Origin of the sequence: Massilia sp. CF038 (assembly GCF_900129765.1) — a bacterium.
Lineage (GTDB): Bacteria > Pseudomonadota > Gammaproteobacteria > Burkholderiales > Burkholderiaceae_D > Telluria_A.
This window is the reverse complement of the sequence record NZ_FQWU01000002.1, coordinates 1858834-1871633: the sequence shown is the minus strand read 5'-3', so window position 1 is coordinate 1871633 and position 12800 is coordinate 1858834. Positions and strand designations below refer to the sequence as shown.

General features: G+C 64.6%; 13 protein-coding genes. 6 read left to right on the top strand and 7 right to left on the bottom strand.

Annotated elements, in window-relative coordinates; genetic code table 11:
• The first annotated feature begins 2 nt into the window (after nucleotides 1-2).
• From mrdA to BUC24_RS18895, 5 genes are read left to right on the top strand one after another with little or no spacing between them, the layout of a single operon-like run.
• Nucleotides 3-1985 carry a penicillin-binding protein 2 gene (mrdA, locus tag BUC24_RS18915; RefSeq protein WP_073219764.1) on the top strand — a complete coding sequence of 661 codons (1983 nt, stop codon included), beginning with the start codon at nucleotides 3-5 and terminating at the stop codon, nucleotides 1983-1985.
• 2 nt (nucleotides 1986-1987) lie between these two features.
• Nucleotides 1988-3100: a rod shape-determining protein RodA gene (gene rodA, locus BUC24_RS18910; RefSeq protein WP_073219760.1), complete on the top strand. Its 1113-nt coding sequence runs from the start codon at nucleotides 1988-1990 to the stop codon at nucleotides 3098-3100.
• Between the two features lie 14 nt (nucleotides 3101-3114).
• Nucleotides 3115-4131, top strand: a complete 1017-nt coding sequence (locus tag BUC24_RS18905; RefSeq protein WP_073219756.1) for a septal ring lytic transglycosylase RlpA family protein — start codon at nucleotides 3115-3117, stop codon at nucleotides 4129-4131.
• Nucleotides 4132-4147: 16 nt separating this feature from the next.
• On the top strand, nucleotides 4148-4543 hold the full coding sequence (locus tag BUC24_RS18900; protein ID WP_073219752.1) for a VOC family protein: 396 nt from the start codon (nucleotides 4148-4150) through the stop codon (nucleotides 4541-4543).
• A complete protein-coding gene (locus BUC24_RS18895; protein ID WP_073219749.1) occupies nucleotides 4543-4977 on the top strand; it encodes an STAS/SEC14 domain-containing protein in 435 nt (144 codons plus the stop codon). The genes BUC24_RS18900 and BUC24_RS18895 overlap by 1 nt, the downstream gene beginning before the upstream one ends.
• A gap of 4 nt (nucleotides 4978-4981) precedes the next feature.
• Here the strand turns inward: BUC24_RS18895 and BUC24_RS18890 are convergent, their stop codons facing one another.
• The 7 genes from BUC24_RS18890 to argS are packed head-to-tail and all read right to left on the bottom strand — an operon-like array spanning nucleotide 4982 to nucleotide 11114.
• Nucleotides 4982-5689: an SPOR domain-containing protein gene (locus BUC24_RS18890; protein ID WP_073219747.1), complete on the bottom strand. Its 708-nt coding sequence runs from the start codon at nucleotides 5687-5689 to the stop codon at nucleotides 4982-4984.
• A gap of 3 nt (nucleotides 5690-5692) precedes the next feature.
• Complete coding sequence (locus BUC24_RS18885; protein ID WP_073220372.1) at nucleotides 5693-6430, bottom strand: type III pantothenate kinase; 738 nt, start codon at nucleotides 6428-6430, stop codon at nucleotides 5693-5695.
• Between the two features lie 17 nt (nucleotides 6431-6447).
• A complete protein-coding gene (locus tag BUC24_RS18880) occupies nucleotides 6448-7221 on the bottom strand; it encodes a biotin--[acetyl-CoA-carboxylase] ligase (RefSeq protein ID WP_073219745.1) in 774 nt (257 codons plus the stop codon).
• On the bottom strand, nucleotides 7218-8000 hold the full coding sequence (locus BUC24_RS18875; protein ID WP_073219743.1) for an SDR family oxidoreductase: 783 nt from the start codon (nucleotides 7998-8000) through the stop codon (nucleotides 7218-7220). Before BUC24_RS18875 ends, BUC24_RS18880 begins: the two co-directional genes overlap by 4 nt.
• A 19-nt stretch (nucleotides 8001-8019) precedes the next feature.
• Nucleotides 8020-8697, bottom strand: a complete 678-nt coding sequence (locus tag BUC24_RS18870) for a thiol:disulfide interchange protein DsbA/DsbL (protein ID WP_073219741.1) — start codon at nucleotides 8695-8697, stop codon at nucleotides 8020-8022.
• Between the two features lie 15 nt (nucleotides 8698-8712).
• The gene (locus tag BUC24_RS18865) at nucleotides 8713-9378 is read right to left on the bottom strand and encodes an SPOR domain-containing protein (RefSeq protein ID WP_073219738.1); all 666 of its coding nucleotides are present in this window, start codon (nucleotides 9376-9378) and stop codon (nucleotides 8713-8715) included.
• Between the two features lie 26 nt (nucleotides 9379-9404).
• Entirely contained in the window at nucleotides 9405-11114 is a 1710-nt protein-coding gene (argS, locus tag BUC24_RS18860) for an arginine--tRNA ligase (protein WP_073219735.1), read from the bottom strand.
• Between the two features lie 275 nt (nucleotides 11115-11389).
• Between argS and rsmB the strand changes: the two genes are divergently transcribed.
• Nucleotides 11390-12796, top strand: coding sequence for a 16S rRNA (cytosine(967)-C(5))-methyltransferase RsmB (rsmB, locus tag BUC24_RS18855; protein WP_073219731.1), 1407 nt, complete (start codon nucleotides 11390-11392; stop codon nucleotides 12794-12796).
• The last annotated feature ends 4 nt before the right edge of the window (nucleotides 12797-12800 follow it).

Sequence of the window (12800 nt, the reverse complement as noted above, 5' to 3'; positions counted from 1 at the left end):
CAATGACTGAATTTAAGAATAACGACCGGGAGATTCATCTCTTCCGTCTGCGCGTCGGCGCCCTGTTTGCGCTGGTGTTCCTGTGTTTCAGCCTGCTGGTGGCGCGCGTGGTGTGGCTGCAGGTGATCAAGCACAATGACTATGCGGCGCTGGCCGAAGGCAACCGCATCGCGATTGTGCCGATCGTGCCCAACCGCGGTCTGATCGTCGACCGCAATGGCGTGGTCCTGGCCCGCAACTATTCAGCCTATACGCTTGAAATCACGCCGTCCAAGCTGCGTGCCACGCTCGATTCGGTGATCGACGAACTGGCCACGCTGGTCGAAATCGGTCCCAAGGACCGCAAGCGCTTCAAGACGCTGCTGGCCGAATCGAAGAATTTCGAGAGCGTACCCCTGCGTACCCGGCTGACTGACGACGAAGTGGCGCGCTTTACGGCCCAGCGTTTCCGCTTTCCTGGCGTGGACGTGCAGGCGCGCCTGTTCCGCCAGTATCCGATGGGCGAGAGCGCGGCCCACGTGATCGGCTACATTGGCCGCATCAACCAGAACGAGGCGCGCATTCTGGAAGACGGCCCCGACGCCACCAACTACAGCGGCACTGACCACATTGGCAAAGAAGGCCTGGAAAAGTCGTATGAACGCTACCTGCATGGCCAGACCGGCTACGAAAAAGTGATCAAAACCGCTGGCGGGCGCGCCGTCAGCACCATGTCGCGCACCGAGGCCATTCCGGGCAATAACCTGATTCTGTCGATCGATATCGAACTGCAGAAAATCGTCGAGGAGGCGTTTGGCGAGTACCGCGGCGCGCTGGTGGCAATCGATCCGGCCACGGGCGACATCCTGGCTTATGTGTCGGCGCCGGGCTATGATCCGAACCTGTTCGTCGACGGCATCGACAGCCAGAGCTGGGCCGAATTGAACAATTCGCTGGACCGCCCGCTGATGAACCGCCCACTGCAGGGGACCTATCCGCCTGGCTCGACCTTCAAGCCCTTCATGGCGCTGGCCGCGCTGGAACTGGGCAAGCGCAGCCCCAACCAGGCGATTCACGATCCCGGCTATTTCACCCTGGGCGGCTACAAGTGGATGGACGATAAACCAGGCGGGCACGGGACGGTCGGCATGTTCGAGTCGATTGTCTTTTCCTGCAACACCTACTACTACCAGCTGGCCAACGACATGGGGATCGATGCCATCCATGACTTCATGAAGCCGTTCGGCTTTGGCCAGAAGACCGGCATCGATCTGGAAAATGAGAAGACCGGTGTGCTGCCATCGAAGGAATGGAAGCGCCAGCGCTTTGCCCGCAACAAGCTGGCCCAGGCCTGGCAGGGTGGTGACACCGTCAACATCGGCATTGGCCAGGGCTTCAACAGCTACACCGTGCTGCAGCTGGCGCACGCGGTGGCCAACCTGTCCAACAATGGCGTGGTGATGAAACCGCACCTGGTCAAGATCATTGAAGATGCTGCTACCAAAAAGCGCACCCTCACGGTACCGACCGAGAGCATGCGCATCGCGCTCAAGCAGGAAAATATCGACGTAATCAAGCGCGCCATGATTGGCGTGGCCGAGCAGGGCACGGGCCGGCTGGCCTTTGCCAACGCGGGTTACACCTCGGGCGGCAAGACCGGCACCTCGCAGGCAGTAGGACTCAAGCGCGGCGAAAAATACAATGCCAAGAACATGGCCGAACGGTTGCGCGACAATTCGCTCTATGTGGCCTTCGCGCCAGCCGACAAGCCGCGCATCGCGCTGGCGCTGGTGGTGGAAAACGCCGGCTTCGGCGCCGCCATCGCCGCGCCAATCGCGCGCAAGACGCTCGACTATTACCTGCTTGGCAAGCGCCCAGCAGGCAAGAACGACGCCAAGGTGCCAAAGGAAGACGCCGTTCTGGTGCCGCTCGAAGAAATGAAAACCGATACCGCCGAAGAGGCGCCATTCAAGGCGGGCGGGGAAACGCCCGCGCCAAAGGACTGAGCATGCGGATCAATGAACGGCGCTCCCTGTGGCGGCGCATGAAACCTTACTTCACCGTGTTCGACGGGCCGCTGGCGATGATCCTGTTTCTGCTGCTGGCCGTCTCCATGGTCTGCATGTCGTCGGCGGGTGTCGATTTCCCGGGCCGCATGGAAGGCCAGGTACGCAATGCCGTCATCGCCTTTGTGGTGATGTGGGCCGCGGCCCTGGTACCGCCCCAGACCCTGATGCGCCTGGCGGTGCCGGTCTACACCTTCGGCGTGGCGCTGCTCATTGCGGTGTTTGTGTTCGGGGTGGTGAAGAAGGGCGCGCGCCGCTGGCTGCACATCGGCTTTGATATCCAGCCGTCCGAAATCATGAAGATCGCCATGCCCCTGATGCTGGCCTGGTATTTTCACCAGAAGGGTGGGCTGGTGCGCTGGCACTCCTTCCTGGTGGCGGCGGCGCTGCTGGTGGTGCCGGTTGGCCTGATCCAGCTGCAGCCCGATCTGGGTACCTCGCTGCTGGTGCTGGCCTCGGGCTTTTATGTGATCTTTTTGGCGGGCTTGTCGTGGAAAGCACTCGCTGGCCTGTTCATCGCCGGCGCCGGCAGCCTGCCGATTGCCTGGTCCATGATGCACGACTATCAGCGCGAGCGCGTCATGACACTGATCGACCCCACCACCGACCCGCTGGGCAAGGGCTTCCACATCATCCAGTCGATCATTGCGATTGGCTCGGGCGGGTTTTCGGGCAAGGGTTACATGCAGGGTTCCCAGTCGCACCTGGAATTCATCCCCGAGCACACGACTGACTTCATTTTTTCCGTGTACTCGGAAGAATTCGGCCTGCTTGGCATTCTGGGGCTGCTGTTCATCTATCTGATGCTGATCGCGCGCGGCCTGATCATCGCCGCCAACGCGCCCAACCTGTTCACGCGCCTGCTGGCCGGGGCGATCACCATGATTTTCTTCACCTACGCCTTTGTCAATATGGGCATGGTCAGCGGGATCCTGCCCGTGGTGGGCGTGCCGCTGCCGTTCATGAGCTACGGCGGAACTGCTTTTGTGACATTGGGTCTGGGTATCGGTATACTGATGAGCATCCAGCGACACCGGAAACTCATTCAAACTTAGACCATGGAGGCGCGATGAACGTGTCGAGATTAGTCCCAGCGTTCATCGCACTCACCATACTGGCAGGCTGCGCCACCTCACCGGAAGGCGGGCGCGCGGTGGGCCAGCTGCCTGGCCACGGGGCGCGCCCGATCAGCCACGCCCCCATCACGCCCGATCTGCCGGCCGCCGGTTCCGGGCGCGGGGGCTATTATCAGGACGACGGTCCGGGCACCTCACCGCCCGCCAACCTCGATCAGATTCCCGATGCCGTGGTCAAGGCCGAGCCATACGCACGCTACTCGAACCGTCCTTACGTGGTGTTCGGGAAAACCTACACCCCGATGCTCGATGACCGCCCCTTCACGCAAAAGGGCTTGAGCAGCTGGTACGGGAAAAAATTCCATGGCCAGCGCACCTCGTCCGGTGAAATCTACGATATGTACAAGATGACGGCGGCCCACCCGACGCTGCCGATTCCTTCGTACGCGCGCATCACCAACGTCGACAACGGCAAGCAGGTGGTGGTGCGCATCAATGACCGCGGCCCCTTCCATTCGAGCCGGATTGTCGATGTGTCCTACACGGCGGCGCTGAAACTGGGCTTGCTCAGCAAGGGCAGCCAGATGGTCACGCTGGAGCGCCTGCTGCCTGGTGGGCAGAGCGATGCCGTGGCCAGCAAGCGCCGCCCCGCCGACGAAGAGGCGCGCCCTGCTGCCTTGCAAGGGCAGGACGACATCACGGCGCTGATCCTGGCCAACCGGACCGAGATCCAGTCCGAGAAAGCGCGTCCCGACAGTGAAGTCGAGGCAGCCGCGCCGGCTGCCGGTTTCTATGTGCAGCTGGGCGCCTTTGCGCGCGCCGACAAGGCCAATGACGTGCGCGAACGGGTCAAGGGGCAGGACTGGCTTGGCACCACGCTCGGCGTGGTGCGCGCGGGCGCCTTGCACCGCGTGCTGAGCGGCCCGTTCGCCAGCCGCAGCGAAGCCCAGGAAGCAGCGCGCGCCGTACCCGCTTCGCTGGGCTTGCGTCCCATCGTGATCAAACGTTAAACCCTCAGGAGAAGATATGAACCTGTCGAACGCGACCATCGGACAATTGATGCTGCCGGTGGCCGATCTGGAGCGGGGCATCGCGTTCTATCGCGATGTCCTCGGACTGCCGTTTCTGTTTGCGGCGCCGCCGCAGATGGCGTTTTTCCAGTGTGGCGCGCTGCGCCTGCTGATTGGCGTGCCACCTCCAGGCCAGCGCATTGCCGGTGGCTCGGCCGTGTATTTCACCGTGCCCGACATCGACGCCGTGCATGCCGAACTGGCGGGCAAGGGCGTGCCGTTCCAGCAAACGCCGCACCTGGTCCACAAGACCGAACAGTCGGCACTGTGGCTGGCGCAGTTCCAGGACCCGGACGGCAACCACCTCGCGCTGATGAGCGAAGTGCCGGATTTGCCAGGGCAGGGCGGCTGATGCAGCTGCCCCTGAATCTCCCGCTAAGCAAGACGGTCCTGGCTGATGGCAGTCTGGAGATGACCGCTGGCGAGGGGCGCTTCGTGTTTCTGCGCCCGCGGCCGGGCACCCTGCTGGTCACTATCAGCGGCCAGGACAGCGGTCAGTTCGGCACCGCGGCACTGGACGAAATCAGGATGGAAATCACGCGCCAGGGCACACTGGAATTGCTGATCGATGCCAGCGAAGCGGTGCTGGTCACCACCGAAGTCAGTCAGGAATGGACGCGCTTTTTCTCGCTCAACCGCCCGCAGCTGCGCCGCGTCAGCGTGTTGACCGGCTCCCGGCTGATTCATCTGACGGTGGCGATTGCCCAGCACCTGTCGCAGACCGGCAACCTGATTCAGATCTATTCCGACCGCGCCCTGTTCGACGCGGCCGGCGCCGGCCGCTAGACGCTTATTTGCAGCTGTGCAGATCGAGGTCGTCGAACTTGGCGGCTGCCGCATCGAGCTTGGCCCGGGTGTCGGTATCGACCTCGCTGAAGCGGTACACCACGCGGCTGGCCGGGCTGGAACGGGCCACCACGCGGGCGCTGCCCACGCCTTGCTTCTTCAGGGCCGCCAGCAAAGTCTGGGCTGCCGCTTCGGACTTGAACACGCCCAGTGAAATGGCCCATTTGGTGGGGCCGTTCTCATTCATGATGAAGTAGTTCGAGACACCCTGTTCCTTCAGTTCTGCCGCCTTGCGGTCGGCCGCTTCCTTGCTGCCCAGAGGCGGAATCATCACCATGTGCTTGCTCACTTCCTGCACCGTGACGTTGTCCTGGGTCTGGCGCGCACCGAGTTTGAGGGGCGCCACCAGGGTGCCGAAACGGCGCGCCTCGGCCGCATCGAAATTGCCAAAGCTGCAGGCCAGCAGCGTCGCCTTGGGCGCCGTATCGGCAGCGGGGACTGGGGCCGGGGCGGGCGTCTCCGGTTCTGGTTCGGGCGTGGTCAAACGCGCTGCGGCAGCGGCGCTGAGCAGCTTGAGCTGGTCGGTGGCCAGCTGATTGCGGATCCGCTCCGGCTCATGCTCGGTGGGCTTGTACGTGCCGAGATAGCCCTGGCCGTAAGCGAACAGGATGCCGTTGATGCAGAGCAGAGCCCAGAATAAAAATTTCAGCACGTGCTATCCCGTTGTGAAGTCAGAAGCGTTGGCGGCCCGTTGCAGGCCGGTCAGGACGATATTATCGACCATCCGGTGCGCCACGGCCAGTTGCGGTGCGATGAACGGGGCCGCGCCCCCGGAAAGCACGCACAGCGCCGCGCCATGCAGGGCAAACGCGCGTTCAATGGCGCCTGCCTGGGCGGCCAGGCAGCCGGACAGGATGGCGTCGTCGGTGTTGTCGGCAAAGCCGGCCGGCAGATCGCGCGCAGCCACCTGCGGCAGCTGGGCCGTGTTGCGCGCCAGTGCGGCGGCCATCAGGCCCAGGCCCGGCAGAATCATCCCGCCCAAAAAGTCGCCTTGCGCGCTCACCGCGTCGATCGTGGTGGCAGTGCCGCAGGTGGCCACAATGATGGGGCGCCCCGGTTCCAGCGCGCGCGCGCCCAGCGCGGCGGCAAAGCGGTCGCAGCCCAGCTGGGCCGGATTACGGTAGCGGTTGTGCATGCCGTCGAGCTGCGCGCGCGAGGCGAACCAGTCGATCGCGGTGGTCGGAATCATCAGTTGCAGCTGGTCGCGCAGGCGCGGGCCAGCCACATTGGCTACCAGCGCCCGCGTGATGCCCGTTTGCGGCCAGGACGCAGGCAGGTGATTGAGTTCGGTGTGGGTCACTGCACCGCTGGCCAGCCAGTCGCCCAGGGCCGCGCCGGGCCGGGCCAGGGCCCACTTGATGCGGGTATTGCCCGCATCGATCAGCAGCACCAGCTGTTGCGGCACCGCGTTCATGCCAGCACCCGCAGCGACACGTCACCGGCGACAATGGCAAGGCGCCCGGCTGCCGTATCGAGCAGCAGGGCGCCACGGTCGTCGACCCCGGCCGCACTGCCTTCGTGCAGCGTGGCGCCCTGGTCGACAATGGCCACCTGGTGTCCTTGCCAGGCATGCAGCCGGTTCCAGCGCGCGCTGAAGGCGCCAAAACCGGTTTGTTCGAATTCGGTCAGACTGTCGGCCAGCTGGTCCAGCAGCATTGCCATCAGTTCGGCGCGCGCCATGTTGGCCAGCCAGGGCGCGCCGGCGGCAGGGCGGCCAATCTGCTGTTCCAGTTCGTCGGGCATGGTCAGGTTCAGGCCCACGCCAATCACGGCCCACAGCGCGCCATCGGGCGCGGCCTGGGTTTCGATCAGCACGCCGGCCAGCTTGGCGCCATCCTTGAGTACATCGTTGGGCCATTTGAGCTGCACGCGCACGCCGAGGCGGGCCAGCGTTTCCGCCAGCGCCACGCCCACGGCCAGCGGCAGGCCCGCCAGCGCGTGCAGCGGCAGATGCAGCTTCCAGGCCAGTGAAAACGTGAGCGAGCCTTCGCTCGAGAGCCAGCTGCGGCCGGCCCGTCCGCGTCCGGCCGTCTGGCGCAGCGCCACCAGCAGCAGATTGTTTTGCAGCGCAGCGCAGCGCAGCAGCAGATCGGCATTGGTGGAGCCGGTTTCCTGCACCACCTCGATGGCGACCTGCTGCGCCGCGGCAGCGTGCGACAGGCGTGCGATGTCGGCGCCGTTCATGCCGGGGGCGCGTCCACTTGGCGCTTCTTGCGCGGCGCCTGGCCAAATGCCAGGTCGTACAGGGCGTTGGGCAGCGCGCGCAGCAGTTTGGCGACCCAGCCCATCTGCCAGGGGATGACGCGGTAGCTGTCGCCGGCGTCGATGGCGCGCACGGCGCGTTCGGCAAAGCGCGCGGCCGGCATCAGGAACGGCATGGGGTAGGCGTTTTTGGCGGTCATGGGAGTGGCAATGTAGCCGGGCGCGATGGTCACCACCTTGATGCCGAAGGGTTTGAGTTCCAATCGCAGCGATTCGCAATAGCACAGCACCGCTGCCTTGGATGCGCTGTAGGCACCTGCGCCAGGCAGGCCGCGAATGCCCGCCACGCTGCCAATGCCGACCAGTCGGCATGGACTGGCTTGCGCCTTCATGGTCGCGATGAAGGGCGTGAAGGTGGCCACCGTGGCGCTGACGTTGGTCGCCAGGATGGTGTCGAACACGTGCTGGTCTTCGGGATGCTCGGTCAGGGTCCCGTGCGAGACGCCGGCATTGGCAATGACGATATCGGCGCCGCCAAAGCGGGCCACAAAATCGTGCGCTGCCGCGCGCAGCGCGGCATGGTCAGTCACGTCCAGCGGGTACACCGCGTGGCGCTCGGGATGGGGCAGGGAAGCGGCCAGTGCGGCCAGGACGTCGGCGCGGCGGGCCACCAGCCCCAGCGAGGCGCCGCGGCTGGCGTATTCGCGCGCGAGCGCTTCCCCGATGCCGCTGGAAGCGCCGGTAATGAAGACCCGGCTCATGGCGCTGGCGCTGGCATGGTTACTTCTTTGCCGCTTTCGCCTGCGCGACCAGGAAGTCCATCACGGTCAGGCCGGCCTGATGCTGCTGTTCGACCGTCTGCACCGACTTGCCGGCCCCTTCGGCCACCTTGGAAGGCGAGGTGTAAAAACGGCCATCAATGCCGATCGACGGCCACAGATCGACATCGAAGGCGGCCACCGACGCTTGCGCCGCGCTCACGCGCGATGGCATGCCGAACGAGCGCCAGGTGGCCTCGAACTTGGCGGCATCGATACCCGCTTTGGCAACCCACGCCAGCACCGCCTGCTCGGAACTGAGATGCTGGTGCTCATCCTGTACGGCGGCGAAAATTTTCGCGTGCATGGATTCGGTCAGGCCCATCGCTTCGAGCGTGGTGTACAGACGCTGCAAAGGCTGTTCCGCAGGGCGGAAAGCCACATGCACGCGGCGGAAGCTGACCTTGTCGGCATTCTTTTTGACCCATGCTGCCAGGGCCGGCTCGAACGCGCGGCAGTGCGGGCAGGCATACGAAAAGAATTCGATGACTTCCACTTTCCCGGGCGCGGCGCTGGTGGCCAGCGGGGCCGGCAGGACCGTGTAATCGGTGCCGGCTTGCGGCGCCGAGGGCGACCCCATGGCAACGCCGCAGGAAAGGCAGAAGGTCAGGCAGAGCAGCAATTTGTGGAGCAGACGCATGGCGTGGTTCCCTTGTTATTTCTGGTTTTTGACGATGGCGACATCGACACCGCTGTCGAGCAGTTTCGAACGCGCCTTGTTCATCGTTTCGGCTTTGTCGAAGGGGCCGATGCGTACGCGGTACAACACGCCGCTGTCGTTCGCCTTTTCGCTGATGGCTGCTTCAAAGCCCAGCAGCGCCAGTTTGGCGCGCGTGTTTTCGGCGTCGTCAATTGCGCGGAAGGCGCCAGCCTGCAGGAAGTAAGTGATCTTCTCTTCTGGCGCGGCGTCGGCCGCTGCGGGCGCTGCAGCGGGAGCCGCAGCTGGCGTGGCAGCCGGTGCGGCAGCCGGCGTGGCTGCTGCAGGCGCTGGCGCCGCCGGTTTCACGGCCGGGCCGGCGCCCATGGCCGCTACAGCGTCGCCCAGCGGATCATCCGACGGCTTGTGCTTGTCGCTGATTTCCTTGTTGGCCTGGCGCGCCGCGTCCTTGTTGCCGTACATCGGCTTGTTGGGATCGGCCACCTGGCCTGCCGTTGGCTCGCCCAGTTTCAGCTTGCCCGACTTGTCGGTAAACGGGGTCGAACCTTTGGTGATGACGATGGCCACCACCACGGCGACGCCGAGGCCGACGATCAAGCCGGCCAGGAAGCCGCCAAGGGTGCCGCCGAGCTGGCGTTGCAAAGAGCGCTTTTCGATTCTCATTCTTGCTTTCACGGGAAATCCTGCGGTTACATTTTCTCGGGAGCGGACACGCCGATCATGGCCAGGCCATTGCGCAGTACCTGGCGCGTGGCGACCATCAGCGCCAGACGCGCGGTCTTGAGCGCTTCGTCGTCCACCAGCACGCGTTCGGCAAAGTAGAAGCTGTGCAGATTGGCAGCCAGGTCGCGCAGGTAGAACGCGACCTGGTGCGGTCCCAGTTCCTGCTGCGCGCGCGCCAGCATTTCAGGGTAGGCGGCCAGGGTCGCCAGCAGCGTCATTTCGGTGGGCGCGCCGAGGGGCGACAGGTCTGCTGCCGCCAGGTCGGACAGCGCACCGCTGAACTGCTCGAGCATGCGGCAAATCCGCGCATGCGCGTACTGCACGTAATACACCGGATTTTCGTCCGAGGTCTTGAGTGCGACGTCGACATCGAACACGAACTCGGTATCGGCCTTGCGCGAAGTGAGGAAGAAGCGCACCGCGTCGCGGCCTTTTTCGATGTCGCCATTGCCCGACCATTCAATCAGGTCGCGCACGGTAACGTAAGAGCCGGCCCGCTTGGAGATTTTCACTTCGGCGCCGTCTTTCATGACGGTGACCATTTTGTGCAGAACATAGTCGGGGTAGCCCTGCGGGATGCCCTGGCCGATGGCTTGCAGGCCGGCGCGCACGCGCGCGATGGTGCCGTGGTGGTCGCTGCCCTGCACATTGATGGCCTGCGCATAGCCACGCTGCCACTTGACCAGGTGGTACGCCACGTCCGGCACAAAATACGTGAAGCCGCCCTCGGACTTGCGCATCACGCGGTCCTTGTCGTCGCCGTAGTCGGTACTGCGCAGCCACAGCGCGCCGTCCTGCTCATACGTTTTGCCGGAGGCGATCAGGGCCTCGACGGTCTTATCCACCTTGCCGTCCTGGTACAGCGACGATTCGAGATAGTAGTTGTCGAACTTGACGCCGAACGCTTGCAGGTCGATGTCCTGCTCGTTGCGCAGATAGGCCACCGCAAAGGCGCGGATGGAGTCCAGATCGTCGACATTGCCGCTGGCGGTAACGGCGTCGCTGTCGCTGGCCTTGACGGTTTTACCGGCCAAAAAATCGGCGGCGATCTCGCCGATATAGTCGCCGTTGTAGGCTGATTCGGGCCAGGCCGCGTCACCTGGCTTGATGCCGCGCGCACGCGCCTGCACCGAAGCGGCCAGGGTGGCGATCTGCACGCCGGCATCGTTGTAATAGAACTCGCGCGTGACGGCGTAGCCCTGGGCGTCAAACAGCGACGACAGCGCGTCGCCGAGCGCGGCCTGGCGGCCGTGGCCTACATGCAGCGGGCCGGTCGGATTGGCCGAGACGAATTCGATCACCACTTTTTTGCCGGCGCCAGCCGCGCTGCGGCCGAAGGCGGCGCCTTCAGCCAGAATGGTCTTGACCACGGCCTGCTTGCTGGAGGCAGCCACGCGCAAGTTGATGAAGCCGGGACCGGCAATGTCGGCCGATTCGACCAGGCCTTTGCCGGCCGGGTTGGCCAGCAGCGCCGCGACCACCTGGGTGGCCAGTTCGCGCGGATTCATCTTGAGCTGCTTGGCCAGCTGCATCGCGATATTGCAGGCGATGTCGCCGTGCGACGGGTCGCGCGGGCGTTCCAGTACCACGTTCGGGGTCAGACCGCTGCCCGCGACGATGGGGGCGAGGGCATCCTGGAACAGGGCGGCGATTTCTTGTTTTTGCGAAGCGAGCATGTGCGGTGATCTGTCGTTGAAAAGAGCGGTGGCCTGGCCACGGGCATAACTAAGGACAATTATACTGGTTTGCCGCGAGCCGGAACACGGCGCCAGGCTGCGCCAGCGGGGTGGACCAGGCAGAGTTGCGGGCGAGGCATCAAGAATGACTTTTTTGCATCTGTCGATGCGTGCTCAGCTGTTGTTTTAATCGCTATGGCCAGCCGTGCTTAAGCCTCGCGCAAGTCTTACCCGGTACAATTGCACCTTTATAAAGCATCAAGAATCGAATCATCATGACCAACAAGCGCCCGACGCTCTCCCTCAAACCAGCCAGGCCTGCCGCGCCGCGGATCCGGCCCAGTTACGAGGTCAAGCCGGTGCTGCAGCCAGGGTTTCGTCCCAACCTGAAACCCGATTCGCTGGCGCTGTGTCTGCTGGGCGCGGCCAATGCCGTGGCCCAGGTGCGCACTGGCACCACGCTGCCGCAGGCGCTGCTGACGGCGTTTGGCGTGACCGCGGCCACGCCGCAGGCGCGCGGCGCCATTCAGGACATTGCCTACCGCACCATGCGTCAGCTGGGCCGCAGCGAAGCGCTGCTGGCGCTGATGACCTCCAAGGCGCCCGAGCCGGCCATGCTGGCCAGCCTGCTGTGCTGCGCCCTGTCGCTGATGGATACGCCCGATGGCGGCGCGCCACCGTACGAAGAATTCACCGTGGTCGACCAGGCCGTCACCGTGGCCACCTCGCACCCCGACATGGCGCATGCCAAGAACATGGTCAACGCCGTGCTGCGCCGTTTTCTGCGCGAGCGCGAAGAACTGGTCAAGACCGTGCTGCTGCAGCCGGTGGCGCGCTACAACTACCCGCAATGGTGGATCGACACGGCCAAGGCCGCCTACCCGTCCGACTGGCAAGCCATTCTGGCCGCCGGCAATGCCCAGCCGCCGCTAACCTTGCGCGTCAACGTGCGCAAGACCAGCGTGGAAGCGTACCTGCAGCTGCTGACCGACGCCGGCCTGGGCGCGCGCCGCATCGGCCCGTCCGCCGTGCGTCTTGACAAGGCCATTGGCGTGGCCGCGATTCCCGGTTTCGACCAGGGCCTGGCGTCGGTACAGGACGCGGCGGCCCAGCTGGCCGCGCCCCTGCTCGATGTGCAGGACGGCATGCGCGTGCTGGACGCCTGCGCCGCGCCGGGCGGCAAGACCTGCCACATTCTGGAGCTGGCCGACGTACAGCTGACGGCCATTGATTCCGATCCCAAGCGCTTGCTGCGCATTGAAGAAAACCTGGCGCGCCTGCAGCTCACGGCCACCCTCAAGGCCTTCGAAGCGCAGACCAAAGTATGGTGGGACGGCGAGCCGTTCGACCGCATTCTGGCCGACGTGCCGTGCACTGCATCGGGCATCGTGCGGCGCCATCCGGATATCCGCTGGCTGCGCCGCAAGGGCGATGCGCTCCAACTTGCAACACTTTCCGGCAAAATACTCGACAACCTTTGGCAGATGCTGCGGCCCGGTGGTAAATTGCTGTTCGTGACATGCTCGCTCTGGCCCCAGGAATCGGAGGCGCAGGCCGCCGCATTCGCGGTGCGCCATCAAGCGACGCGCCTTGATGCGCCCGGCCAGTTGCTGCCTGCCGGCGCTGGCGACCTTGACCACGATGGTTTGTTTTATGCCCTGTTCCAGAAGAACGCGGCGTAGCCGG